This window comes from Pseudomonas hormoni (assembly GCF_018502625.1).
Classification (GTDB): Bacteria; Pseudomonadota; Gammaproteobacteria; order Pseudomonadales; family Pseudomonadaceae; genus Aquipseudomonas; species Aquipseudomonas hormoni.
The window spans coordinates 4,931,890-4,955,658 of record NZ_CP075566.1; the positions used below are offsets into that span (position 1 = coordinate 4,931,890).

Consider the following 23,769-nt stretch of genomic DNA (forward strand, 5'->3'; position numbering starts at 1 on the left):
ACATGTTAAGGTCTGCACCTGATTCGTATTCCCTGGACCCGTGCATGCCCTTTTGTATTTCCCGTCGTTGGCAACTGCGCCAATTGATCGCTGCCTCCAGCCTCGTTCTGCTTGTCGCCTGCGCGGAAAAACCGACCGCCGCCGACGCCCAACCGCTTCAGACCCTTCCCGTCGCGACAGCCCCAGCGGTGATTCCGCCCGTGGTGCCAACCGGTGAGAACCTCGATATCCAGCCGACCCAAACCTTCGCCGAATGGCAGGCGGGTTTCCGCAAGGATGCGCTGGCCGCCGGCATCCGCGCCGACCTGTTTGATCGCGCCTTCGCCAATGTCAGCCTGGACACCAGCGTGATTCGTGCCGACCGCAGCCAGCCTGAATTTTCCCGCCCGGTGTGGGAATACCTCGACGGCGCCCTGTCGCCGCTGCGTGTGCGCAAAGGCCAGGCGCTGGTCAACCAGCACGCGGACATCCTGCAAAGCATCGAGCAGCGTTACGGCGTTGATCGTCAGGCACTCGTCGCGGTGTGGGGCATGGAAAGTAACTTCGGTCAGTTCCAGGGTAGCAAATCGGTGATCAACTCCCTGGCGACCCTGGCCTATGAAGGCCGACGCCCAGGCTTTGCCCATGCGCAATTGATCGCGGCCCTGCAGATCCTGCAGCAGGGCGATATCGAGCCGGAGCAGATGCTCGGTTCCTGGGCCGGCGCCATGGGCCAGACCCAGTTCATCCCGACCACGTACAACACCCATGCCGTGGATTTCGATGGCGACGGTCGCCGCGACATCTGGGGCAGCTCCGCCGACGCCCTGGCCTCGACCGCGCACTACCTGCAAAGCTCTGGTTGGCAAAAAGGTCAGCCGTGGGGCTTTGAAGTTCAGCTACCGGGCAGCTTCAACTACCTGCTGGCCGATGGCACGATCCGCAAGAGTGTCGCCGAATGGCGGCAACTGGGCGTGACGCTGCCTAACGGCGGACAGGTTCCAGCGGGCTCCGAACACCTGTCCGCAGCGCTGTTGCTGCCGGCGGGTTATCGCGGCCCGGCGTTCCTTGTGCTCGACAACTTTCGCGCGATCCTCAAGTACAACAACTCCTCGTCCTACGCGCTGGCGGTCAGTTTGTTGTCCGAGCGCTTCAACGGCGCGGGCCTGATCAACGGCACATGGCCCAAGGATGATTTGCCGCTGAGCCGCACCGAGCGGATCGAGCTGCAAAATCTGCTCAGCGCCCAGAAATACGATGCAGGCACCGCCGACGGCATCATCGGCGCCAACACCCGCAAGGCGATCCGCAGTGCACAGCAGTCGTTTGGCTGGCCGGCGGATGGGTATCCGACGCACAAGTTGCTCGAAGGCCTGCGTAACCGCTAAAAGCATCGCGGGCAAGCCCGCCCCCACAGGTTATTCGCAATCCCTGTGGGAGCGGGCTTGCCCGCGAAGGCGGACTGTCAGGCGATGAACATCTAAGCCTTGACCACCACATCCTGCTCCAGCACCAACTCCTTGCTCCCCGCATCCAGCCTCACCAACGCCCCCATCGGCAACGTCAGGTTCGGATCGCAGTGCCCGCTGCGCCACCCCGACAGCACCGGTATGCGCAATGGCTCAAAGGTCTGCTTGAGCAATCGTCCAAGCGCAACCGTATCAACCCCGGCCACGTCCCCTACAAGAACCCCACGCAATTTTCCCAGCGTGCCAGCCAAACGCAGTTGAGTCAGCAGCCGATCGATCCGATACAACGGCTCGTTAATGTCCTCGATAAACAGAATGACGCCCTCGGCATCCATTTCGTAAGGCGTGCCCATGGTCGCGGCAATCATCGCCAGATTGCCTCCCAGCAAGCGCCCGTGAGCGATACCAGGCTCGATTGTGGTCAACGGGTAGGCCACCGGGTGCGTCAACACACTGCCCGCCTTCACCTGCCCTCTGAGCATGTTGAAAAACGAGGCCTCGGTAGGCTTTTGCTTGTCACCCAACAGATCAGCATTGAGCAACGGACCATGAAAGGTCACGAACCCCGCATAACGGCTGATTGCCAGGTGCAGCGCCGTGATGTCGCTGTAGCCGATGAACGGCTTGGCGTTGTTTTGCAGCAACTCGAAATCGATGCGGTCGAGCAAACGCGGTGTGCCGTAACCGCCGCGCAGACAAATGATTGCATCGACTTCACAGTCGGCGAACGCCGCGTGCAGGTCATTGAGGCGCACATCGTCGCTGCCGGCCAGGTAGCCATCCTGCTCGTAGACACCGGGAAAGATTCGCAGCGCGTAACCACGAGCTCGCATCCAGGCAATGGCTTTGTCGGTATCCAGGGCAGCGGGACCGGCAGGCGCGATCACCCCGATCATCCCTTCCCGGGGCAAGGCCGGCACCGGCGTATGTGGAAACAGTGTGTGGGTCGGTCGAACGGTCATCCATGAATCTCCCTGCGCGAAATCTTCAGCACACAGTAGTCAGGAACGGGGACAAACAGAAGAGGGTCCGTTGCCCCGCAGGTTGCAGGAAAAAACGGTGATCGCCGTAGGCAAGGCGAAAAAATGCCCGCAAGGCCGGAAAGCCGTGCGGGCATTTTGTATTTCTCACCGTGTGATCAGGACGACATCAGCTCGGCTTTAACCAGTTTCGCCTGCTCGTCGGCGTGGTACGAGGAACGTACCAACGGGCCGGACGCGACGTTCTTGAAGCCCATTTTGTAACCTTCCTCGGCGAACCAGGCGAAGGTGTCCGGGTGCACAAAACGCTGCACCGGCAAGTGGCTGCGGGACGGTTGCAGGTACTGGCCCAGGGTCAGCATGTCGATGTCGTGTTCACGCATGCGCTTCATGACTTCGATGACTTCTTCGTCAGTCTCGCCCAGACCCAGCATCAGGCCGGATTTGGTCGGAATGTGCGGCATCATCTGCTTGAAGCGTTGCAGCAGGGTCAGCGACCACTGGTAGTCCGAACCCGGACGCGCAGCCTTGTACAGGCGCGGCACGGTTTCCAGGTTGTGGTTGAACACATCCGGTGGCTCGGCAGCGGTGATTTCCAGTGCGACATCCATGCGGCCACGGTAGTCCGGGACCAGGGTTTCGAGCTGCACGTTCGGCGACAGCTTGCGGATCTCGCGGATGCAATCGGCAAAGTGCTGGGCACCGCCGTCACGCAAGTCGTCGCGGTCAACCGAGGTGATCACCACGTATTTCAGTTTCAGGTCGGCAATGGCGATGGCCAGGCTTTCCGGCTCATTGACGTCCAGTGGTTTCGGACGGCCGTGGCCAACGTCGCAGAACGGGCAACGACGGGTGCAGATGTCGCCCATGATCATGAACGTCGCGGTGCCGCCGGAGAAGCACTCGCCCAGGTTCGGGCAGGACGCTTCTTCGCACACGCTGTGCAGCTTGTGCTTGCGCAGCAGGGCCTTGATGCGGTCGACTTCCGGGGAAACCGGGATGCGCACGCGGATCCAGTCGGGTTTCTTCGGCAGTTCGGTGGTCGGGATGATCTTCACCGGGATGCGTGCAACCTTCTCGGCGCCGCGCAGCTTGACGCCGGCTTCAACCTTGGCACGCGGGGCCGGACGCTCGGTGACATCCAGCGTCGGGATCATGGTTTGCACTGCATCAGTAGTCATATCAGTCGATTCCGCCCGTTAGGGTCGTCTGCTCAGCATAGTCGAGGTGTTTGACGAGCTGCGCGCGCAGCCGGGCACTTACCTCGGCAAATTCAATCGATCCTGCGTGATCGCTCAGCTGGGTCATCGCCAGCCCGGCGTAGCCGCAGGGATTAATCCGTCGAAACGGTTCCAGGTCCATGTCCACGTTCAGGGCCAGGCCATGAAAGGAACAACCGTGGCGAATCCGCAAACCCAGGGAAGCGATTTTCGCCCCGTCGACGTAGACACCCGGCGCATCCGGCTTGGCCGCGGCAGTGACGCCGTAACTGGCCAGCAACTCGATCAGGCAATGTTCCATGCGGGTAACCAGGTCACGCACGCCGAAACCGAGCTTGCGTACATCCAGCAACAGGTAGGCCACCAACTGACCGGGACCGTGATAAGTCACCTGACCACCGCGATCGACCTGCACCACCGGAATATCGCCCGGCAGCAGCAAATGCTCGGCCTTGCCGGCCTGGCCCTGGGTGAACACCGGCGGGTGTTCCACCAGCCAGATCTCGTCAGCGGCATCACTGCCACGTTCGTTGGTGAAGCGTTGCATGGCATGCCAGACCGGCTCGTAAGCCATCTGGCCGAGCTCGCGAAAGCCCAGCGTGCCAGACATCACAGCACCATGTGCACGAAACCGGTAGCCCGCAACTCGCTGTTGATGTCGTACAGCTGTTCTTGACCGGTGGCGATGATGTGCAGCTGGATGGTCGTGTACTTGCCGTTGGTACTCTGGCGCTCGGCCAGGGTCTTATGGTCAACGGTCGCGTGTTTCTCAAGGATCTCGATGATCTTGTCCTTGAAACCCACGCCGGTGTCGCCGATCACCTTGATCGGGTAATCCGCGCAGGGGAATTCGATCTTTGGCGCCTTTACTTCGGTGTCTGTCATGGCGTAACGGCCTCGTAAGCCGTGGCAACGGACATGGCCCCGCTCCGGATTGGAGCGGGGCCATGAGAGTCCACACTAATTCAGTTGAACAAGCCGTAGAAGAATAGACGGATGCTATCCCACATGCGACGGAAGATACCACCCTCGTCGACCGCGTCCAGGGCGATCAGGTCAGCGCTGTGCACCACCTTGTCGTCCAGTTTCACTTCGACTTTACCGATCACGTCGCCCTTGGCGATTGGCGCAACCAGTTGCGGGTTCATGGTCATGCTGGCGGCGAGCTTTTTCAGCTGGCCTTTTGGCAGGGTCATGGTCAGGTCTTCAGCCAGGCCGGCCTTGACTTGATTGGTGCTGCCTTTCCACACAGGGGCCTGAGCCAGCTCGGCGCCTTTCTGATAGAAGGTCTGGGTTTCAAAGAAACGGAAACCGTAGGTCAGCAGCTTCTGGGTTTCAGACGCACGAGCCACTTCGCTGTTAGTGCCGAACACCACGGCGATCAGGCGCATGCCATCACGTACGGCCGAAGACACCATGCAGTAGCCGGCTTCGTCGGTGTGGCCGGTTTTCAGACCGTCGACGGTTTTGTCGCGCCACAGCAGCAGGTTGCGGTTAGGTTGCTTGATGCCGTTCCAGAAGAACTCTTTCTGCGAGTAGATCGCGTAGTGGGCCGGGTCTTCGTGGATGATCGCGCGAGCCAGCACGGCCATGTCGTGAGCCGACGAGTAGTGCTCAGGGTTCGGCAGACCGGTCGGGTTCATGAAGTGGCTGTTGGTCATGCCCAGGTCGGCCACGGTTTTGTTCATCATGTCGGCGAAAGCGTCTTCGCTGCCGGCAATGTGCTCGGACAGCGCAACACTGGCGTCGTTGCCCGACTGAATGATGATGCCGTGCAGCAAGTCGCTGACCGTCACCTGCGTGCCGACCTTGATGAACATCCGCGAACCGCCGGTACGCCAGGCGTTTTCGCTGACGGTCACCGGATCGTTTTCGCCGATCTGGCCACGACGGATTTCCAGGGTCGCGATGTACGCGGTCATCAGCTTGGTCAGGCTGGCAGGCGGCAGACGCTGGTCACCGTTGTTCTCGACCAGCACGTTGCCGCTGCTGGCATCCATGAGCACATAGGCTTTGGCGGCCAGTTGTGGCGGCGACGGCATCATCTCGACCGCGAAAGCGGCAGGCGAGAGGAGCAGCGGGACTAGAAGGCACAGGCGTTTGGCAAAGGTGGTGATGTTCATCCGTCTCTCGAAATCGCTAATGGAAACTGCCCGAAGGCAAAACTAATCTAGATGGCCTTCTAACGGGCCATCGCGTGTTCAGTCGTTCACTCAGAACCCTTGCCGGGCTTTTGTTCTTCAACGAGCCAACAACCAGGTTCACCCCCCGAAACCGCAAGTGAACCGTCAATCAAGTACTACGTATTACTCGGCGGTGACCACGCTCGGCGAACCGAGATTGGCCAGGCGCACGCTGTTCTGCACTTGCTGGATTTCACCCGGCGAGCCGATCGGCCCCAGGCGCACCCGATGCAGTGTCTGTTGATTGCGCACGATCGAGCTGATGAACACCGGAGCGCTCACCATCCCGCTGAGCTTCGATCTCAGGAGTTCTGCAGCGTCCGGGTTGGCGAACGCGCCCACCTGCAGATACTGGCCAGAGGCTGGTACAGAAGCGTTTTTTTTTGCATCGATCTGCACGGGCACGACGGCCGCGGCGTGTTGCTGCGGCGGCGGTGTCCATTGTTCGACCGTGCCGGCCGAAGCGGTAATCGTCGGCGCGGTATTTTGCGCGACTTGCGGTTCATTGAGCATCAAAGGCGCCGGACGGCCTTTGGCGGCCCACCATTGCTGAGGATCGATGCCTTCAACCTTGACCCGTGCAGTGCCGGTTTCGGCATAGCCGAGTTTTTTCGCGGCAGCGTAGGACAAGTCGATGATGCGGTCCGAGTAGAACGGGCCACGGTCGTTGACCCGCAGGATCACGGTCTTGTTGTTGTCCAGGTTGGTCACCCGAACGTAACTAGGCAGTGGCAAGGTCTTGTGGGCGGCACTCATGCCATACAGGTCATACACCTCGCCGTTGGCGGTGTTCTGGCCGTGGAACTTGGTGCCATACCAGGACGCCGTGCCCGAGGCGACGTAGGTCTTGGATTCCTGCAGAGGGAAGTAAGTCTTGCCCAGCACGGTGTACGGGTTGGCCTTGTAAGGACCGGTGTGCAGGGTTGGCGTGGCATCCGGGATGCGCGATACGTCGACATCCCACCACGGTGCGCCATCTTTGTGAGCGCGGTTGATGTCCAGCCCCGGCGCCGAGCGCACGGCGGTGGAAGAAGACTTCTGTGTCGGCGAGCGGCTGGTCGAACAACTGGCGACCAGCACCGCCAACGTGGCGAATGCCATCAGCTTCAGGGGTTTATTCATAGGCAATGCCCGCATTACTTGACGCCCCGTGCTTGGACCAGCTGTTCAGACAGTTGATGTACGGCCATGGCGTACATCACGCTGCGGTTATAACGCGTGATTGCGTAAAAATTCGTCAGGCCCATCCAGTATTCAGGGCCATTGTCACCTTCCAGGCGGAATGCCGTGACCGGCATATCATCGCGCAGCGCATCATGACTTGACCACCCCAGCGCCCGCAACTCCCCGACGGTTTTAGTCGGCTCGATGCCCGTGGTCAAACCTTCGTCGACCTGCCCGCCACGCACATCGGCGCGGCTGACAACAGGTTCACCGGCCACCCAGCCGTGACGCTTGAAATAGCTGGCGACGCTGCCGATGGCGTCGTCCGGATTGGTCCAGATATTAATGTGGCCGTCACCGTCGAAATCCACTGCATAGGCGCGGAAGCTGCTCGGCATGAACTGCGGCAAGCCCATCGCTCCGGCGTAGGAGCCCTTGAGGGTCAGTGGATCGACCTGTTCTTCCCGGGCCAGCAGCAGGAATTCACGCAATTCCTTGCGGAAGAATTCGGCACGGGGAGGATAGTCGAAACCCAGGGTCGACAAGGCGTCGATTACCCGGTAATTACCGGTATTGCGACCGAAAAATGTCTCAACGCCGATGATCGAGACAATCACCTGGGCCGGCACACCGTATTCCTGCTCGGCACGGGCCAGAACCGCCTCGTGCTGCCGCCAGAAATCCACGCCGCGGGCGATGCGCGCGTCGGTGATGAACATCGGGCGATACTCGTTCCACTGTTTGACCCGCTCGGCGGGTTTCGAGATCGCGTCCAGAATCGTTTGCTTGCGCTCGGCTTCGCGGAACACGCCCATCAGCTGTTCACCGGCAAAGCCGTAGTCGCGGGTCATTTCACCGACGAATTCGGCCACCTGGGGTGTGCCTTCGTAATCGCCGGCCAACGCGTCCTGCGCGATGCCAAGGATGCTTACCAGGCCGACCCATGGCGCATATCGAGTCGCCCAGCCACGCATTACTTGCATTGAAATCTTCACCTTATTCAAACTTGTGCGATCCACTTACGATGGGTATGGATCGACATCAAAACCCCAAACGCTGACAGCAGCGTTACCAGCGAAGTTCCTCCGTAGCTAATGAACGGCAACGGCACCCCCACAACCGGCAACAGGCCACTGACCATACCGATGTTGACGAAAACGTAAACAAAAAACGTCATGGTGAGGGCGCCTGCGAGCAATTTGCCGAACAATGTCTGGGCCTGGGCGGTAATCACCAGCCCGCGGCCGATCAACAGCAGGTAAATCAGCAGCAGCGCGCAGATGCCGACCAGACCGAACTCCTCGCCCATGACCGCAATAATGAAGTCGGTGTGGCTTTCCGGCAGAAAGTCCAGGTGCGACTGGGTGCCCAGCAGCCAGCCTTTGCCGAATACGCCGCCAGAGCCGATGGCCGCTTTCGACTGAATGATGTTCCAGCCCGTGCCCAGCGGATCGCTTTCCGGGTCGAGGAACGTCAGGATTCGCTGCTTCTGGTAGTCGTGCATGATGAAGAACCACATCCCCACGGCCACCGGCACGGCGGCGGCCAGCACGCTGAGGATCCAGCGCCAGCGCAGGCCACCCATGAAGAGCACGAACGCACCGCCCGCCAGAATCAGCAACGAAGTGCCGAGGTCGGGCTGGCGCACGATCAGAATGAACGGCAAACCAATCAGAAACAGACTGACGCCCACATGCTTGAGCTGCGGCGGCAAGGTGCGCTTGGACAAGTACCAGGCGATGGTCGCCGGCATCAGGATCTTCATGAACTCCGAAGGCTGGAAGCGGATCACCCCCGGAATGTTGATCCAGCGCGTGGCGCCCATGGCGTTGTGGCCCATGACGTCCACCACCACCAGCAACAGCACGCCGAGCACATAACCGACCGGCACCCAACGGGCCATGAAACGCGGTTCGAACTGGGCAATGACGATCATCGACACCAGGCCGATGCCGAACGACGTGGCTTGCTTGGCCAGCAGATCCCAGCTCTTGCCGCTGGCCGAATACAGCACGAACAGGCTGCCGGCGGCGAGGGTCAGCAGCAGGATCAGCAACGGGCCGTCGATGTGCATGCGTTGCAACAGCGTCGCGCGGCGACGCATCACATCCTCACTGGATAGGATGCGATCGAAATTACTCTTCACGGGCCGTAGCCTCCGCACTGATAGGGCTGGCGTATTCGGCTTTCAGTCGGCCGTCCTGGTCCAGGAGCCAGGCGTCCATGACCTGGCGCACCACCGGCGCGGCGACGCCGGAACCGGACTCGCCGTTCTCGACCATCACCGACACCACGATTTGCGGGTTGTCGGCCGGCGCGAAGCCGACGAACAAGGCGTGGTCGCGGTGGCGTTCCTGAACCTTGGAACGGTCGTACTTCTCTCCCTGCTTGATCGCGACCACCTGGGCCGTACCACTTTTGCCGGCGATCCGGTATTGCGCGCCGATCGACGCCTTGCGCGCCGTACCGCGAGCACCGTGCATCACCTGCTGCATGCCGTGATTGACCTTGGTCCAGTCGGACGGATCGCGCAGGACAATGTCCGGCATCGGATTGTCATCTTTCGGTCGCTCGCCTTCGACGGTCTTGGCCAGGTGCGGGCGGTTCCACACGCCTTTGTTGGCCACCAGCGCCGTGGCCTGGGCCAGTTGCAGCGGCGTGGATTGCATGTAGCCCTGTCCGATCCCGAGAATCAGCGTTTCGCCGGGGAACCAGGCCTGGCGACGGGTCGCGCGTTTCCACTCACGGGACGGCATCAGCCCGGGCGACTCTTCGAACATGTCCAGGGAGACCTTCTGCCCGATACCGAACTTGCCCATGTACGCCGACAGCCGATCGATCCCCAGCTTGTGGGCCAGGTCATAGAAATAGGTGTCGTTGGACCGCATGATCGCCGTGTCCAGGTCCACGTAACCATCGCCGGTACGGTTCCAGTTGCGGTATTTGTGATCGTAATTGGGCAGCATGTAGTAACCGGGGTCGAAGACCCGGGTCGATGCGGTGACCACGCCCGAATCCAGACCGGCAATCGCCACCGCCGGCTTGATGGTCGAACCCGGCGGGTACAAACCACGCAGCACGCGGTTGAACAGCGGCCTGTCGATGGAGTCGCGCAACTCGGAATAGGCTTTGAAGCTGATGCCGGTGACGAACAGGTTGGGGTCGAAACTCGGCTGACTGACCATTGCCAGCACTTCGCCGGTTTTCGGGTCCAGCGCCACCACTGCGCCACGGCGACCGCCGAGCGCCGCTTCGGCGGCTTCCTGCAATTTGATGTCCAGGCTCAGGACGATGTCCTTGCCGGGTATCGGATCGGTACGCTTGAGCACACGCAATACGCGGCCCCGAGCGTTGGTCTCGACTTCTTCGTAACCCACCTGACCGTGCAGTTCGGGCTCGTAGAAACGCTCGATGCCCGTTTTGCCGATGTGATGGGTGCCGCTGTAGTTGACCGGATCGAGGGACTTCAGCTCTTTCTCGTTGATCCGCCCCATGTAACCCACCGAGTGCGCAAAGTGCGCGCCCTGCGGGTAGTGACGCACCAACTGCGCGACGACTTCCACGCCCGGCAGACGGAACTGGTTCACGGCGATGCGGGCGATCTGCTCTTCAGTCAGCTCGAACAGGATCGGCACCGGCTCGAATGGCCGACGCCCCTGCCGCATGCGTTTCTCGAAGATCACCCGATCCTCGGGCGTCAGCTCCAGCACTTCGACGATCACATCGAGCACTTGCTGCCAGTCGCCGGAACGCTCGCGGGTCATGCTCAGGCTGAAGCTCGGCCGGTTGTCGGCCACTACCACGCCATTGCGGTCGAAGATCAGCCCACGCGTTGGCGGAATCGGTTGCACATGGACGCGGTTGTTTTCCGACAGGGTCGAGTGGTACTCGTACTGGATCACCTGCAGGAAATACAGGCGCGCGATCAGCACGCCGATCAGCGTCACCACTGCAATTGCCCCGAACACGACGCGGCCACGCACCAGACGGGCGTCTTTTTCGTGGTCCTTGATGCGAATCGGCTGGGACATGAGGCAGAACTACTTGTGGTAAGGGTGGCCGGACAGAACTGTCCAGGCACGGTACAGCTGTTCGCCGATCAGAATCCGCACCAGCGGGTGCGGCAACGTCAACGGCGACAACGACCAGCGCTGATCGGCTCGCGCACAGACTTCCGGCGCCAGCCCTTCGGGGCCGCCGACCATGAAATTCACCGTGCGCGAGTCGAGCCGCCAGCGATCGAGTTCGACCGCCAACTGCTCGGTGCTCCAGGGCTTGCCGTGGACTTCGAGGGTCACAATACGCTCGTTCGGCCCGACCTTGGCCAGCATGGCTTCGCCTTCCTGACGGATGAAGCGTGCCACGTCGGCGTTCTTGCCACGGGTGTTGAGCGGTATTTCCACCAGTTCCAGCGCCAGCTCGGACGGAAGACGCTTGGCATATTCATGCCAGCCTTCTTCCACCCATTTGGGCATGCGTGAACCGACGGCGATCAGTCGCAGTCGCACAGCGGTCCCTTATTGCTGGTCTTTGTTGAGCTTGGTGAAGTGCTCATGGGTGTTTTCCGGGCTGTGGTGCGCAGCGCTGGCCGAACGGCTCTGCTCGGCACCGGCCCACAGGCGCTCCAGGTCATAGAACTGGCGTGCCGAGGCGGTCATCATGTGCACGATGACGTCGTCCATATCCAGCAGAACCCAGTCGCTGTCGCCCTTGCCTTCTTCACCCAGCGGCTTGACGCCCTGAGCCTTGACCGCTTCGCGGACCTTGTCCAGCATCGCGCCGATCTGACGGTTGGAAGTACCGGTGGCGATGATCATGAAGTCAGTGATGCTCTGCTTTTCACGAACGTCGATCACCTGAATGTCCTGGGCCTTGACGTCTTCCAGGGCCGCTACGGCAACCTTCACCAGTTCTTCGCCGACCAGCTCAGGGCCGGTTGGAGCTTCTACTGGCAGCGGGGCGCTCTTGAATGTGCCTTTGCGCTTTACTTTAGCTACGTCTTTGTCAGTCATATAAAACTCGTTTTGCTCGTATGTTCGGGCGCTTCGATACACGCATTCACGTGCCTAGAAGCGCACCCTTTTTCAGTTCGACGCACGGTAGAGTCCGTGCGCATCGATGTAGGCCAGGACCGCGTCGGGCACCAGGAAACGTACCGACTTACCGCTGGCCAGCAGTTGACGGATCTGGGTGGCGGATACCGCGAGCGGCGTCTGCCAGACGAATGCAATCTGTCCGCTCGGCCCTTTGAGGGCCAGCGGGTCGCTCACCGAGCGCGCTGCCAGCAGGTTGCGCAAGGCATCCGGCGGTTCGCTGTCGGCATCCGGGCGTTGCAGCACCAGGATGTGGCAATGCTGGAGCAACTCTTCCCAGCGGTGCCAAGTGGGCAGGCCGCAAAATGCGTCCCAGCCCAAAAGTAGAAAAACCTGGTCTTCAGCGGCCAGTTCGGCGCGCATCAGTTCCAGGGTGTCGATGGTGTAGGACGGTTTGTCCCGCTGCAATTCGCGGGCATCCACCACCAGCGGTGCAACACCGTCCACCGCGCACTTGACCATCGCCAGACGGTCCTTCGCCGACACCTGCGGCGTACCGCGATGAGGCGGCCGGGCACTCGGTGTCAGGCGCAACTCATCGAGCGCCAGCGATTCGGCGACTTCCAGCGCACCGCGCAAATGGCCGATGTGCACCGGGTCGAACGTCCCGCCCAGCATGCCGATACGTCGAGGCGCAGGTTCGCTGGCGGTTACCGGGGCCGACGGATTAAGGTCGCCCAAGTCAGACCGACGCCTGGCCGCGCAACTGGCCATCACCGACCACGATGTACTTCTCGCAGGTCAGACCTTCAAGGCCCACCGGGCCGCGGGCGTGCAGCTTATCAGTAGAAATGCCAATCTCGGCACCCAATCCGTATTCGAAGCCATCGGCGAAGCAGGTCGGCGTATTGATCATGACCGACGACGAATCGACTTCAGCCACGAAACGCCGGGTGTCGCCCTGGTGTTCGCTGACAATCGAATCGGTGTGATGGGAGCCGTACTTGTTGATGTGCTCGATGGCCTGGTCCAGCCCGTCGACCACACGGATCGAGAGGATCGGCGCCAGGTATTCGGTGTTCCAGTCGTCTTCAGTGGCCACCGCGGCATCGATGATCGCCCGAGTGCGTTCGCAACCACGCAGTTCAACGCCTTTTTCGCGGAACTGTGCAGCCATCGACGGCAGGAAATCCTTGGCAACGGTTTGATCCACCAGCAGCGTTTCCATCGCGCCGCAGATGCCATAACGGTAAGTCTTGGCGTTGAAGGCGATGCGCTGGGCTTTCGGCAGATCGGCATGGGCACTGACGTAAACGTGGCAGATGCCGTCCAGATGCTTGATGACCGGAACGCGTGCGTCACGACTGACGCGCTCGATCAGGCCACGGCCGCCACGGGGCACGATGACGTCGACGTACTCAGGCATGGTGATCAGCGCACCCACAGCGGCACGCTCAGTGGTTTCGACCACTTGAACCACAGCGGCCGGCAAATCGGCCTCGGCGAGACCGCGCTGGATGCAGGCTGCAATGGCACGGTTGGAATTGATCGCTTCGGAACCGCCGCGCAGGATGGTCGCATTGCCCGACTTCAGGCACAGGCTGGCAGCATCGATGGTCACGTTGGGGCGGGATTCGTAGATGATCCCGATCACGCCCAGCGGCACCCGCATCTTGCCGATCTGAATTCCCGACGGACGGAAACTCATGTCGCGAATGGCGCCAACCGGGTCCGGCAACGCTGCAACCTGACGCAGACCGACGATCATACCGTCAATGCGTTCCGGGGTCAGTGCCAGACGCTCCAGCAGCGCAGGTTCCAGACCATTGGCGCGACCCGCGGCCAGATCCAGTTCATTGGCCGTCGTCAGCTCGACACGCGCGGCGTCCAACGCATTGGCAGCGGCCTGCAAGGCGCGGTTTTTCTGCGCGGTGCTGGCACGGCCGATGATGCGCGACGCTTCGCGGGCGGCGCGACCCAGGCGGGTCATGTAGTCGAGAACGGACTCAGTCATGGTCTGTGGTGGTCTTTGCTAAGGTCTTGGTAAAGAGTAAAGCGGCAGATTATAGCTGTCGCGTCTCCCGACTAACAGCGGTGACGGGCGGATGGTCGAAATGGAGGGCAATTTGCCGACGTTCAGCCGGGATTAAGCTGCAAATTGTTATCATCACGACTCAATCAGCCCTGATAAACACCGTTCATCATGACCAACCTGACTGTTCGAGCGTCCGTCGCGAGCCTGCCCAAGGGGCTCCCGGACGCGTTTTTCGACCGAGACGCCCAGACACTGGCCCGGGATTTACTCGGCAAAGTCATCCGTCATCGGGTCGGCGACTTGTGGCTCAGCGCCCGAATCATCGAGACCGAAGCCTATTACTTCGAAGAAAAAGGCAGCCATGCCTCTCTCGGCTACACAGAAAAGCGTAAGGCTTTGTTTCTGGATGGTGGCCACATCTACATGTATTACGCCCGGGGCGGTGACTCCCTGAATTTCAGCGCTCAAGGTCCGGGCAATGCGGTGCTGATCAAATCCGCGTATCCGTGGGTCGATGAGTTGAGCGGGCCGGCGAGCCTGGCGCAGATGCTGTTGAACAATCCTGACGCCCAGGGCCGCCCTCGTCCCTCGCAAAAGCTTTGCGCCGGGCAAACGCTGCTGTGCAAGGCATTGGGTTTGAAGGTGCCGGTCTGGGACGCCAAGCGCTTCGATCATGAAGTGCTGCTGGTGGAGGATGTCGGCCCGGCGCCTGGCCACATCATTCAAACCACGCGCCTGGGCATTCCCCATGGGCGCGACGAACACTTGATGTACCGCTTCGTCGACGCGGCTTACGCGCCGTATTGCACGCGGAACCCGCTGCGACGGGGGCAGGTCGAAGGTCGCGATTATTTTTTGCTGACATGAACAATCAAAAGAATTTGAAGCATCCACAATCCCTGTGGGAGCGGGCTTGCCCGCGATGAGGCCATGCAGGTTGATATCAATGTCGCCTGTTATACCGCTATCGCGGGCAAGCCCGCTCCCACAGTATTCAATTGTGCTTCGAGATATGCATGGGTCCACGGGGACCATTTGAACATTCGATGGAGTTGTTTTTATGGGCCCATGGCTCGATAGCGTGACCGGATGGCTGGCGGCGAATCCGCAGTGGCTGGCCGCGGCAGTATTCATTGTGGCCTTCGTGGAGTGCCTGGCGATTGCCGGACTGATCGTACCCGGCACCGTGCTGCTGTTTGCTGTCGCGGTGCTGGCCGGCAGTGGTGCGTTGTCATTGAGCGAAACACTGTTGCTGGGATTCGTCGCCGGCGTGCTGGGCGACATTGTTTCGTACTTCATTGGGCGACATTTCCACCAAAACATCCGGCGCCTGCCCGGCCTGCGCCATCACCCGGAATGGATCGCCGGAGCCGAGGCGTATTTCCAGCGCTATGGTATCGCCAGCCTGCTGGTCGGACGCTTCATTGGTCCGCTGCGACCCATGCTGCCGATGGTCGCCGGGATGTTCGACATGCCCTTCCCGCGTTTCGTCGCCGTCAGCCTCCTGGCCGCTGCCGGTTGGAGCGTCGCCTACCTGCTGCCCGGCTGGGCCACGGGGGCAGCGATCCGTTTGCCGCTGCCGGAAGGTTTCTGGCCTGAAGCCGGGATCGTCGCCGGCAGCATCGCGGTGATGCTGGGCTTGAGCGCAACCAGCAGCCTGCGCCGCCATCGCAAAGCGACAATACTGATCAGCGGCATGAGTTTTCTGATCCTGACGGGCCTGTTTATCGGCTACCCGCACCTGACCGCCCTCGATCAGGGTGTGATGACCCTGGTGCAGGAGCATCGCAGCCCGACGCTCGATGAAGTCGCCGTCACCTTCACGCTGATCGGCGAGTTCCGCAACATGCTGCTGTTTAGCGCCCTGCTGACCGCTTTGCTGCTACTGACCCGACAATGGCGACAGGCGATTTTCGCGGGCAGCACCCTGCTCGTCACCGCACTCGGCAACACCTTCACCAAACAGTTTTTCGCCCGCGTGCGCCCGGAAGTATTGAGTGATCCGCTGGTGAGCTACAGCATGCCCAGCGGTCACGCGTCGGGTTCCTTCGCGCTGTTTCTGACCCTCGCCGTTCTGGCCGGTCGCGGACAACCACCGCGGATGCGCCTGACCTGGCTGCTGGTGGGTTGCCTGCCGGCGCTGGCGATTGCGTTGTCACGCGTCTATCTGGGGGCGCACTGGCCAACGGATGTACTGGCCGGCGCGATGCTGGCGGCGTGTGTCTGTGCGGCGAGCCTGGGGTTGAGTCAGCGACAAACACCGCTCAACGCCATGCCACCCAGGATCTGGTGGCTGGTGTTGCCGGCGATGGTGGCGCTGTTCGGGTTCTTTGCGTTGCGGCATTTACCGCATGCGATGCTGAGATACGCTTACTGATCAGGCGAACAACTCACCCTGCAATTCATCCAGCAGCGCCTGAATCGCATCCAGTCGCTGCTGCGGATCATCGAGTTGCAGCAGGTCGATCTTGTCCACTTCGGCGAACGGCAACAAGTACGCCAACTGATTGGCCAGCGATTGTTGCCCGGTCGCCTCGGTGCCCATGTTCAAGGCTTCGACCATCGGGTGTTCGGCCAGGGCCTTGAGCAATGCAACCAGATCGGCGTCTTCATCCTGCAACGGCTGCTCGGGTTCGTCCTCCAGCCACTCGACCTCGGCGACGGTCAACTGATCGCGCTGAACCTCGGTGCGCAACACATGGAAACGCCGTCCGCCCTGCACCCGAATGCCCAGCAGACCGTTGTCCTGCTGCTTGAAATCAGTGATCCGCGCTTCACACCCGACCAGCGCATAACCCGCCGGGGCGATGCCGACCTCTTCTCCGTCGAGAATGCACACCACGCCGAAGCCGCCGCCCTGTTTCATGCAGCGGCTGATCATGTCCAGGTAGCGCGCCTCGAAGATCTGCAAGTCGAGGATGCAGCCAGGAAACAACACCGTGTTCAGCGGGAAAAGCGGCAAGCTCATAGACATTTCCTTACACCACCATCGACACCGCCAACGGCAGGAACACCGCCGTGGCCACGCCCATCAGACTCATTGCCAGCGCCGCAAAGGCGCCGCATTCTTCACTTTCCTGCATGGCCACCGCGGTGCCAACGGCATGGGCGGTCATGCCCAGCGCCATGCCGCGCGCCTCGGGGCTGTGGACGCCGAGCCGGTTCAGCAGGCTCGGCCCAAAGATCGCTCCGATCACGCCGGTAATCAATACGAACACCGCCGCCAGCGCCGCGACACCCCCAATCTGCTCGGCCACCAGCATGGCAATCGGCGAGGTCACCGACTTCGGCGCCATGGTCATCAGGATCATGTGTTCGGCACCGAACGACCAACCCAGCAACACGCCCATGCCGGTGGCGACGACACCGCCTATCACCAGCGTAGTAAATATCGGCCAGAACAACTGCCGGATCCGCCGCAGATTGAGGTAAAGCGGCACAGCCAGCGCGACCGTGGCCGGGCCGAGCAAAATACTGAGGATCTCGGTGCTTTTGCGGTACTCGGCGTACGTCAGGCCGCAGCCCACCAAAACGCCAATCACCAGCAACATGGAGACCAGCACCGGCTGCAGAAAGATCCAGCGGGTTTTCTCGAACGCCGCGAGCACCAGTTGATAGGCGCCGAGGGTGATGCCGATGCCGAACAACGGATGATGAATCACCGACGCCCAGGCGCCTTGCCAGTCAAAAATCATTGCGGGTCCTCGCGGTGCGCGTGGCGCTTGACCATGCGCTGCATCAGCACACCGGCGAACGCCATGGACAACAGCAGCGACAATACCAGCGCACCCACAATGGCCCAGAAGTCCGCGGCAATGTCCTTGGCGTAAACCATCACGCCCACGGCCGGCGGCACCAGCAGCAACGGCAGGTAACGCAGCAAGCTGCTCGCGGCGAGGTTCAGCGGTTCGCCCACCTGGCCACGACAGATCAGGTACACCAGCAGAAGCAGCAGGCCAATAATCGGCCCCGGCAGCACCGGCAAAAACAAATGATTGATGGCTGTGCCCAGCAATTGGAACAACACCAGCCAGGTCAGGCCACGTAACAACATCCGTCCTCTCCCCTGCAAATTCGCTCCCGGCATTATAAGCATGCCAACACTATGGACCGGCATTCGCCAAAAGCATGGTCAGTTGACCGGAGCAATTTGCCATGTTGATCTAAAGTGGTAATCCGGGAGGTCAAATCCCCCCACCTCAAAACTATAAAACCGATGAACCCAAGGAGAGTCTCAATGCCCTATGTTCCCGTTGCAGAGCTCAAAGATTATGTCGGCAAGGAACTTGGACGTTCCGATTGGCTTACCATCGATCAGGAGCGCATCAACCTGTTCGCCGAAGCCACAGGGGACTATCAGTTCATCCATGTCGACCCGGTCAAAGCCGCGCAAACGCCATTTGGCAGTACCATTGCCCACGGTTTCCTGTCGCTGTCGCTGATCCCCAAACTGATGGAGAACATCCTCATCCTGCCTGAAGGGGCAAAGATGGTGATCAACTATGGTCTGGATAGCGTTCGTTTCATCCAGCCAGTGAAGGTCAATTCCAGGGTTCGCCTCAAGGTCGACATGAACGAAGTCACCGAGAAGAAACCCGGCCAATGGCTGCTCAAAGCCACCGCCACGCTCGAGATTGAAGGTTCGGACAAACCGGCCTTTATCGCCGAGCCGCTGTCGCTCTGCTTCGTGTAAACCCTCCCGGATGCGAAGCAGCTCATGCTGTTTCGCGACCTCTCTCTATTTAAGGTCATAGAGCTGCGGCATACTCGGTCGCCTAATTGCCCGGATCCCGCTATGCGCTCACTTGCACTCATTGCCTTGACCCTGATGCTCACCGCTTGCGGCGACGGCGAATCGCTGTTGCCTCCCGACGCCCGCCTGCCGGACGGTGGACGCTATCGCGGTGATTTGGTCAACGGCTTGCTGCAAGGCCAGGGCCGCGTCGATTACCCGAACGGCAGCTGGTACGCCGGCAGTTTCGACAAGGGCCAGTGGCATGGCCAGGGCGAATGGCACGGCAGCAACGGCGAAGTGTATCGCGGGAGTTTCAACCTGGGATTGTTCGACGGCCAGGGCACGCTGACCACCAGCGGCAGCAGCTACACCGGCGGCTTCAAAGCGGGTCGGCGCGAAGGCGAAGGCACCCTCAAAGAAAACGGCATGACCTACCGCGGCGAATTCAAGGCCGATCAATATTCGGGGCTCGGCCGTCTGGAACTCGATGACGGCAGTTCGTACCAAGGTCAGTTCGCCCATGGCAAACCCAATGGCGAAGGCCAGCGCGGCGACGGCAGCGGCAATCAGTTCACCGGGCACTTCAAGGACGGTCAGCTGGAAGGCAACGGAACATTCAACAGCGCTGATGGCGATATCTACGTCGGCGGTTTCAAGAACAACCAACTGCACGGCAAAGGCCGCTACGAGAATGCCGACGGCGATGTCTGGCTGGGCCAATTCAAGGAAGGTTCGCTGAACGGCAAGGGCGAGTTGATCGGCGCCGACGGCAGCCACTACATCGGTCAGTTCAGCGACTGGCGCTTCACCGGTCAGGGCCGCCTGAACCTGCCCGACGGCAGCTTCTACATCGGTCAGTTCGACGGCGACAGTTATCAAGGTCGTGGCACGCTGGTACTGACCGACGGCACCGTGCAGAGCGGCACCTGGGTCAATGGTCAGCGAGTGCGCGATGCCGATGGCAAGCTGCTGCCCGATAGTCTTGAGCTCGGTTTGCTGGCCCAGGGCCGCTTGCTTGAAGACGCGCTGGCCAATGTGCCGGCCTCGACCCCGGCGATCGAGCTGTACACCCTGACCCTCGGCGGTGACGGCAAGCAGAGTGTGTTCCTGCGCGAATCCGATTACGTCAGCAACATGCTCACCAGCCGTTTCGGTGCGTTTGGCCAGATTCGTTTGGTGAACCACCGCGACCATCTCGTCGATCGGCCGATGGCCACCCGGGAAAACCTGCGTCGCGCCGCGCTGACGCTGGCCGAACGCAGCGGTCCGGAAGACTTGATCTTCATCTACCTGACCAGCCACGGCACCAGCGAACACGAACTTGTGCTCGATCAGCCGCGCATGGAACTGTCCGACCTGCCGGCCGACGAACTCGCTGCGGTGCTCGCACCATTGAAAAACCGCGACAAGATCATCGTGATCTCGTCCTGCTACTCCGGTGGTTTCATCCCCGCTCTCAAGGACGAACGCACGCTGATCATGACGGCCTCACGCGCCGACCGCGTGTCGTTCGGGTGCTCGGAAGAAGCCAACTTCACGTACTTCGGCGATGCGCTGTTCGCCCAGGCCCTGAATCAGACCGACGATCTGGAACAAGCCTTCAAGCTGGCCAAGGCCACCGTGGCCGAGCGGGAACTGGCAGACAGCTTCGAAGCCTCTGAACCGCAGATCTGGGCGCCGAAAACCGTTCTCTCCCACTGGCAGCTGTTACGCAAACAGCAGGCACGAAAAGCGCTACAAAGTGTCTCTATCAGCAACAAGGATGCAAAGAGCAACTAAGCTGATCAGTATCAAGGGGGACACACTATGTACTTGACGCCTCAGCATGTACTGCTTGCCGGAGCTACCGGTCTGACCGGTGAACATTTGCTTGATCGCCTGCTCAACGAGCCCACGATCACGCGCGTATTGGCCCCCTCACGCCGGCCGCTGGCCGAGCACCCCCATCTGGAAAACCCGGTCGGCGACCCGGCAGAGTTCCTGCCGCAGCTGAACGGTCGCGTCGACATCGCCTACTGCTGTCTCGGCACCACGATCAAACAGGCAGGCTCGGAAGAGGCGTTTCGCGCGGTCGATCTCGACATGGTGGTGGCTTTCGCCAAACGGGCGCGGGAAATGGGCGCGCGGCACTTGATCGTGATCAGCGCCCTGGGGGCCGATCGGAGATCCTCGATTTTCTACAACCGGGTTAAAGGCGAGATGGAATACGCATTGCGCGCGCAAAACTGGCCGCAGCTAACCATTTGCCGACCTTCGGTGTTGCTGGGCGATCGTATCGAGCCACGGCCGGCCGAGCTGTTCGCCGGTCCGTTGTCCCGCCTGATCCCGGGCAAATACCATGGCATCGAAGCCTGCCAACTGGCTCGCGCGATGTGGCGGCTGGCGCTGGAGGAGCAGGATGGGCTGCGGATTGTTGAGTCGGATGAGTTGCGCAAGTTAGGCAAATAATCCGCGGACCTGTGGCGAGGGAGCTTGCTCCCGCTGGACTGCGTAGCAGTCCCAATTTATGGGGCCGCTTCGCGACCCATCGGGAGCAAGCTCCCTAGCCACAAAAGCCTCTCTTACTCTTACAACCCGCCAGTCGCCTGAAAACTCACGCCGATCACCGTCAACACCGACAACGGCAACAACAGCGTATCCAGCAAAGCGCTAGCCGGCAGATCCACGCCAGGATAGCTCGGCGCCTCAGCGCCAAAGCGATCCATGGCGCAACAACCGCCGTTCATGGCATACAAATCCAGCCGCGTCCCCGCATACACCACCGGTGCCCCCGGCTTCGCAGCATCCAGCGTGCGCGCCGTGGCACAACCCGTCAGTTGTAGCGCCAGCACGATCATCAGCAGCTTATTCATCGCTGGTCAGATGGTGTTCGCCCCAACGCGGCAGCATGTCTTGCGGAATGTTCAGCAGGTTGAGAATCCGCGCCACGACGAAGTCGATCAGGTCATCGATGGTTTGCGGCTGATGATAGAAGCCCGGCGACGCCGGCAGGATCGTCACGCCCATATTCGACAACTTGAGCATGTGCTCCAGATGAATGCTCGAATACGGCGCTTCACGCGGCACCAGAATCAGCTGGCGGCGCTCCTTCAACGTGACGTCAGCGGCCCGTTCAATCAGGTTGTTGCAGGCCCCGGTCGCAATGGCCGACAGCGTGCCAGTCGAACACGGTACTACCACCATCGCTGCCGGCGCGCCGGAGCCCGAGGCCACTGGCGACATCCAGTCTTCCTTGCCGTACACCCGAATCTGCCCGGCGGCAGCGCCGGTGTATTCGGTGAGGAAGGCCTGCATCATCTGGGTTTTCGGCGGCAACGTAACGTCAGTCTCGGTGGCCATCACCAGCTGCGCAGCCTTGGAGATCAGGAAATGCACCTCGCGATCTTCGCGGATCAGGCAGTCCAGCAGGCGCAAACCGTACTGGGCGCCCGAAGCGCCTGTCATCGCCAGCGTGATGCGTTCCGGGCCGTTGTTCATTTAAGCGCCTCGGCGAGTTTGCCGTGCAGGCCGCCGAAGCCGCCGTTGCTCATGATCACCACGTGAGTGCCGGGCTGAGCCTGGCTTTTCACGCGCTCGATAATGCCTTCCAGGGAATCGCTGACAATCGACGGCACCGTGCACAGCGCCGCGGTAGCGCCCAGGTCCCAGCCGAGGTTGGCCGGTGCGTACCAGATCACCTGATCGGCATCGACCACGCTTTCCGGCAAACCGTCACGGTGAGCGCCGAGTTTCATGGAGTTGGAGCGCGGCTCGATGATGGCGATCAACGGCGCGTCGCCAATGCGTTTACGCAGACCGTCGAGGGTCGTGGCAATGGCCGTCGGGTGGTGAGCGAAATCGTCGTAGATGGTGATGCCACGAACTTCGGCGACTTTTTCCATCCGGCGCTTCACGCTTTTGAACGCACTCAATGCAGCGATGCCCATGGACGGCACAACACCGACATGCCGCGCTGCCGCCAAGGTGGCCAAGGCGTTAGCAACGTTGTGTTGACCGGTCATGTCCCACTCGACCACGCCTTGAGCGACACCTTCGAACATCACTTCGAATTTCGAACCGTCTTCGCTCAGCAACTTGACCTGCCACTGACCGCCAGCACCAGTGGTTTGCACCGGGGTCCAGCAACCCATCTCGATTACGCGCAGCAATGCCGGCTCGGTGGTCGGATGAATCACCAGACCCTCGCTCGGGATCGTACGCACCAAATGGTGGAACTGACGCTCGATAGCGGGCAGATCGGGGAAGATGTCGGCGTGATCGAACTCCAGGTTGTTCAGGATAGCCGTGCGCGGGCGGTAATGAACGAACTTGGAGCGCTTGTCGAAGAACGCACTGTCGTATTCGTCGGCTTCGATCACGAAGAACGGCGTGCCGCCCAGACGCGCCGACACCGAGAAATTTTGCGGCACGCCGCCGATCAGGAAGCCAGGGCTCATGCCCGCGTGCTCCAGCACCCAGGCGAGCATGCTGCTGGTGGTGGTTTTGCCGTGCGTGCCGGCGACGGCGAGCACCCAGCGACCTTGCAGCACGTGATCGGCCAGCCACTGCGGGCCGGAGACATATGGCAGGCCTTTATTCAGGACGTATTCGACAGCCGGGTTGCCGCGGGACATGGCGTTGCCGATGACCACCAGATCCGGGGCCGGATCGAGCTGCGCCGGGTCGTAACCCTGGGTCAACTGAATGCCCTGAGCCTCAAGCTGAGTGCTCATCGGCGGATAGACGTTGGCATCGGAGCCGGTCACGTGATGGCCCAGCTCTTTGGCCAGAACCGCCATCGAACCCATGAAAGTGCCGCAGATACCAAGAATATGAATGTGCATAGTCGACCTCGTAAAACATGGCCGCAGGTTAGCGTAGGGAGGCGAAAATCGCACTCTTTAGCTGAGACTTGCCACGACCACTGTGGCGAGGGAGCTTGCTCCCGTTGGGCTGCGCAGCAGCCCCAAAACCTGAAGTCTCGTTAATTCT

25 protein-coding genes are annotated in these 23,769 nt (G+C 61.0%); 6 read left to right on the top strand and 19 right to left on the bottom strand.

Annotated elements, in window-relative coordinates; genetic code table 11:
* The first annotated feature begins 44 nt into the window (after window positions 1-44).
* Window positions 45-1,367 carry a lytic murein transglycosylase gene (locus KJF94_RS22955; protein ID WP_214379029.1) on the top strand — a complete coding sequence of 441 codons (1,323 nt, stop codon included), beginning with the start codon at window positions 45-47 and terminating at the stop codon, window positions 1,365-1,367.
* A 92-nt stretch (window positions 1,368-1,459) separates the two neighbouring features.
* Here the strand turns inward: KJF94_RS22955 and KJF94_RS22960 are convergent, their stop codons facing one another.
* The 13 genes from KJF94_RS22960 to KJF94_RS23020 form a co-directional block, all read right to left on the bottom strand.
* Complete coding sequence (locus KJF94_RS22960; protein WP_214379031.1) at window positions 1,460-2,410, bottom strand: S66 peptidase family protein; 951 nt, start codon at window positions 2,408-2,410, stop codon at window positions 1,460-1,462.
* 176 nt (window positions 2,411-2,586) lie between these two features.
* Window positions 2,587-3,609 carry a lipoyl synthase gene (lipA, locus tag KJF94_RS22965; protein WP_007946663.1) on the bottom strand — a complete coding sequence of 341 codons (1,023 nt, stop codon included), beginning with the start codon at window positions 3,607-3,609 and terminating at the stop codon, window positions 2,587-2,589.
* A 1-nt stretch (window position 3,610) separates the two neighbouring features.
* Window positions 3,611-4,258: a lipoyl(octanoyl) transferase LipB gene (gene lipB / locus KJF94_RS22970; protein ID WP_157712737.1), complete on the bottom strand. Its 648-nt coding sequence runs from the start codon at window positions 4,256-4,258 to the stop codon at window positions 3,611-3,613.
* Window positions 4,258-4,533: a DUF493 domain-containing protein gene (locus KJF94_RS22975; protein ID WP_131063093.1), complete on the bottom strand. Its 276-nt coding sequence runs from the start codon at window positions 4,531-4,533 to the stop codon at window positions 4,258-4,260. The genes lipB and KJF94_RS22975 overlap by 1 nt, the downstream gene beginning before the upstream one ends.
* A gap of 80 nt (window positions 4,534-4,613) precedes the next feature.
* Window positions 4,614-5,771, bottom strand: coding sequence for a D-alanyl-D-alanine carboxypeptidase family protein (locus KJF94_RS22980; RefSeq protein WP_214379033.1), 1,158 nt, complete (start codon window positions 5,769-5,771; stop codon window positions 4,614-4,616).
* 183 nt (window positions 5,772-5,954) lie between these two features.
* Entirely contained in the window at window positions 5,955-6,968 is a 1,014-nt protein-coding gene (locus KJF94_RS22985) for a septal ring lytic transglycosylase RlpA family protein (protein ID WP_214379034.1), read from the bottom strand.
* Window positions 6,968-7,978, bottom strand: coding sequence for a lytic murein transglycosylase B (mltB, locus tag KJF94_RS22990; RefSeq protein ID WP_214379036.1), 1,011 nt, complete (start codon window positions 7,976-7,978; stop codon window positions 6,968-6,970). The genes KJF94_RS22985 and mltB overlap by 1 nt, the downstream gene beginning before the upstream one ends.
* 17 nt (window positions 7,979-7,995) lie before the next feature.
* On the bottom strand, window positions 7,996-9,099 hold the full coding sequence (rodA, locus tag KJF94_RS22995) for a rod shape-determining protein RodA (protein WP_050558263.1): 1,104 nt from the start codon (window positions 9,097-9,099) through the stop codon (window positions 7,996-7,998).
* A gap of 31 nt (window positions 9,100-9,130) precedes the next feature.
* The gene (gene mrdA / locus KJF94_RS23000; RefSeq protein WP_214379038.1) at window positions 9,131-11,026 is read right to left on the bottom strand and encodes a penicillin-binding protein 2; all 1,896 of its coding nucleotides are present in this window, start codon (window positions 11,024-11,026) and stop codon (window positions 9,131-9,133) included.
* Between the two features lie 9 nt (window positions 11,027-11,035).
* A complete protein-coding gene (rlmH, locus tag KJF94_RS23005) occupies window positions 11,036-11,503 on the bottom strand; it encodes a 23S rRNA (pseudouridine(1915)-N(3))-methyltransferase RlmH (protein WP_003185785.1) in 468 nt (155 codons plus the stop codon).
* 9 nt (window positions 11,504-11,512) lie between these two features.
* Complete coding sequence (gene rsfS / locus KJF94_RS23010; protein ID WP_084319705.1) at window positions 11,513-12,007, bottom strand: ribosome silencing factor; 495 nt, start codon at window positions 12,005-12,007, stop codon at window positions 11,513-11,515.
* A 72-nt stretch (window positions 12,008-12,079) separates the two neighbouring features.
* On the bottom strand, window positions 12,080-12,769 hold the full coding sequence (gene nadD, locus KJF94_RS23015) for a nicotinate-nucleotide adenylyltransferase (RefSeq protein ID WP_284681135.1): 690 nt from the start codon (window positions 12,767-12,769) through the stop codon (window positions 12,080-12,082).
* 1 nt (window position 12,770) lies between these two features.
* The gene (locus tag KJF94_RS23020) at window positions 12,771-14,042 is read right to left on the bottom strand and encodes a glutamate-5-semialdehyde dehydrogenase (protein ID WP_214379041.1); all 1,272 of its coding nucleotides are present in this window, start codon (window positions 14,040-14,042) and stop codon (window positions 12,771-12,773) included.
* A 189-nt stretch (window positions 14,043-14,231) separates the two neighbouring features.
* On the opposite strand from KJF94_RS23020, the gene KJF94_RS23025 reads away from it, so the two are divergent.
* Together KJF94_RS23025 and KJF94_RS23030 are read left to right on the top strand one after the other, a co-directional pair.
* Window positions 14,232-14,930 (top strand): DNA-3-methyladenine glycosylase, encoded by a 699-nt coding sequence (locus tag KJF94_RS23025; RefSeq protein WP_214379043.1) that lies wholly within the window; start codon window positions 14,232-14,234, stop codon window positions 14,928-14,930.
* 193 nt (window positions 14,931-15,123) lie between these two features.
* Complete coding sequence (locus KJF94_RS23030) at window positions 15,124-16,440, top strand: bifunctional DedA family/phosphatase PAP2 family protein (RefSeq protein ID WP_214379045.1); 1,317 nt, start codon at window positions 15,124-15,126, stop codon at window positions 16,438-16,440.
* Here KJF94_RS23030 and KJF94_RS23035 read toward each other — a convergent pair whose 3' ends face one another.
* The 3 genes from KJF94_RS23035 to KJF94_RS23045 are packed head-to-tail and all read right to left on the bottom strand — an operon-like array spanning window position 16,441 to window position 18,117.
* Window positions 16,441-17,031: an LON peptidase substrate-binding domain-containing protein gene (locus KJF94_RS23035; protein ID WP_214379047.1), complete on the bottom strand. Its 591-nt coding sequence runs from the start codon at window positions 17,029-17,031 to the stop codon at window positions 16,441-16,443.
* Window positions 17,032-17,041: 10 nt separating this feature from the next.
* Window positions 17,042-17,758, bottom strand: coding sequence for an LrgB family protein (locus KJF94_RS23040; RefSeq protein ID WP_084319699.1), 717 nt, complete (start codon window positions 17,756-17,758; stop codon window positions 17,042-17,044).
* A complete protein-coding gene (locus KJF94_RS23045; protein ID WP_214379049.1) occupies window positions 17,755-18,117 on the bottom strand; it encodes a CidA/LrgA family protein in 363 nt (120 codons plus the stop codon). The genes KJF94_RS23040 and KJF94_RS23045 overlap by 4 nt, the downstream gene beginning before the upstream one ends.
* A 183-nt stretch (window positions 18,118-18,300) precedes the next feature.
* Here KJF94_RS23045 and KJF94_RS23050 point away from each other — a divergent pair, with 183 nt between their 5' ends.
* The 3 genes from KJF94_RS23050 to KJF94_RS23060 all read left to right on the top strand — a co-directional run bounded on the left by KJF94_RS23050 (window position 18,301) and on the right by KJF94_RS23060 (window position 21,246).
* Window positions 18,301-18,756 carry a MaoC family dehydratase gene (locus KJF94_RS23050; RefSeq protein ID WP_214379051.1) on the top strand — a complete coding sequence of 152 codons (456 nt, stop codon included), beginning with the start codon at window positions 18,301-18,303 and terminating at the stop codon, window positions 18,754-18,756.
* A gap of 102 nt (window positions 18,757-18,858) precedes the next feature.
* On the top strand, window positions 18,859-20,577 hold the full coding sequence (locus KJF94_RS23055; RefSeq protein WP_214379053.1) for a C13 family peptidase: 1,719 nt from the start codon (window positions 18,859-18,861) through the stop codon (window positions 20,575-20,577).
* Between the two features lie 27 nt (window positions 20,578-20,604).
* Window positions 20,605-21,246, top strand: coding sequence for an oxidoreductase (locus tag KJF94_RS23060; RefSeq protein ID WP_214379055.1), 642 nt, complete (start codon window positions 20,605-20,607; stop codon window positions 21,244-21,246).
* A 119-nt stretch (window positions 21,247-21,365) separates the two neighbouring features.
* Here KJF94_RS23060 and KJF94_RS23065 read toward each other — a convergent pair whose 3' ends face one another.
* The 3 genes from KJF94_RS23065 to mpl are packed head-to-tail and all read right to left on the bottom strand — an operon-like array spanning window position 21,366 to window position 23,621.
* Complete coding sequence (locus KJF94_RS23065; protein ID WP_214379056.1) at window positions 21,366-21,650, bottom strand: YceK/YidQ family lipoprotein; 285 nt, start codon at window positions 21,648-21,650, stop codon at window positions 21,366-21,368.
* On the bottom strand, window positions 21,643-22,275 hold the full coding sequence (gene ubiX, locus KJF94_RS23070; RefSeq protein WP_128871424.1) for a flavin prenyltransferase UbiX: 633 nt from the start codon (window positions 22,273-22,275) through the stop codon (window positions 21,643-21,645). The genes KJF94_RS23065 and ubiX overlap by 8 nt, the downstream gene beginning before the upstream one ends.
* Window positions 22,272-23,621, bottom strand: coding sequence for a UDP-N-acetylmuramate:L-alanyl-gamma-D-glutamyl-meso-diaminopimelate ligase (gene mpl / locus KJF94_RS23075; RefSeq protein WP_214379058.1), 1,350 nt, complete (start codon window positions 23,619-23,621; stop codon window positions 22,272-22,274). The genes ubiX and mpl overlap by 4 nt, the downstream gene beginning before the upstream one ends.
* Window positions 23,622-23,769 lie beyond the last annotated feature (148 nt).

Coding starts and splice junctions, on each gene's coding strand:
- KJF94_RS22955 (WP_214379029.1), top strand. CDS start 45: ATGCCCTTTTGTATTTCCCGTCGTTGGCAACTGCGCCAATTGATCGCT.
- KJF94_RS22960 (WP_214379031.1), bottom strand. CDS start 2,410: ATGACCGTTCGACCGACCCACACACTGTTTCCACATACGCCGGTGCCG.
- lipA (WP_007946663.1), bottom strand. CDS start 3,609: ATGACTACTGATGCAGTGCAAACCATGATCCCGACGCTGGATGTCACC.
- lipB (WP_157712737.1), bottom strand. CDS start 4,258: ATGTCTGGCACGCTGGGCTTTCGCGAGCTCGGCCAGATGGCTTACGAG.
- KJF94_RS22975 (WP_131063093.1), bottom strand. CDS start 4,533: ATGACAGACACCGAAGTAAAGGCGCCAAAGATCGAATTCCCCTGCGCG.
- KJF94_RS22980 (WP_214379033.1), bottom strand. CDS start 5,771: ATGAACATCACCACCTTTGCCAAACGCCTGTGCCTTCTAGTCCCGCTG.
- KJF94_RS22985 (WP_214379034.1), bottom strand. CDS start 6,968: ATGCGGGCATTGCCTATGAATAAACCCCTGAAGCTGATGGCATTCGCC.
- mltB (WP_214379036.1), bottom strand. CDS start 7,978: ATGCAAGTAATGCGTGGCTGGGCGACTCGATATGCGCCATGGGTCGGC.
- rodA (WP_050558263.1), bottom strand. CDS start 9,099: ATGCGTCGCCGCGCGACGCTGTTGCAACGCATGCACATCGACGGCCCG.
- mrdA (WP_214379038.1), bottom strand. CDS start 11,026: ATGTCCCAGCCGATTCGCATCAAGGACCACGAAAAAGACGCCCGTCTG.
- rsfS (WP_084319705.1), bottom strand. CDS start 12,007: ATGACTGACAAAGACGTAGCTAAAGTAAAGCGCAAAGGCACATTCAAG.
- KJF94_RS23020 (WP_214379041.1), bottom strand. CDS start 14,042: ATGACTGAGTCCGTTCTCGACTACATGACCCGCCTGGGTCGCGCCGCC.
- KJF94_RS23025 (WP_214379043.1), top strand. CDS start 14,232: ATGACCAACCTGACTGTTCGAGCGTCCGTCGCGAGCCTGCCCAAGGGG.
- KJF94_RS23030 (WP_214379045.1), top strand. CDS start 15,124: ATGGGCCCATGGCTCGATAGCGTGACCGGATGGCTGGCGGCGAATCCG.
- KJF94_RS23035 (WP_214379047.1), bottom strand. CDS start 17,031: ATGAGCTTGCCGCTTTTCCCGCTGAACACGGTGTTGTTTCCTGGCTGC.
- KJF94_RS23040 (WP_084319699.1), bottom strand. CDS start 17,758: ATGATTTTTGACTGGCAAGGCGCCTGGGCGTCGGTGATTCATCATCCG.
- KJF94_RS23045 (WP_214379049.1), bottom strand. CDS start 18,117: ATGTTGTTACGTGGCCTGACCTGGCTGGTGTTGTTCCAATTGCTGGGC.
- KJF94_RS23050 (WP_214379051.1), top strand. CDS start 18,301: ATGCCCTATGTTCCCGTTGCAGAGCTCAAAGATTATGTCGGCAAGGAA.
- KJF94_RS23055 (WP_214379053.1), top strand. CDS start 18,859: ATGCGCTCACTTGCACTCATTGCCTTGACCCTGATGCTCACCGCTTGC.
- KJF94_RS23060 (WP_214379055.1), top strand. CDS start 20,605: ATGTACTTGACGCCTCAGCATGTACTGCTTGCCGGAGCTACCGGTCTG.
- KJF94_RS23065 (WP_214379056.1), bottom strand. CDS start 21,650: ATGAATAAGCTGCTGATGATCGTGCTGGCGCTACAACTGACGGGTTGT.
- ubiX (WP_128871424.1), bottom strand. CDS start 22,275: ATGAACAACGGCCCGGAACGCATCACGCTGGCGATGACAGGCGCTTCG.
- mpl (WP_214379058.1), bottom strand. CDS start 23,621: ATGCACATTCATATTCTTGGTATCTGCGGCACTTTCATGGGTTCGATG.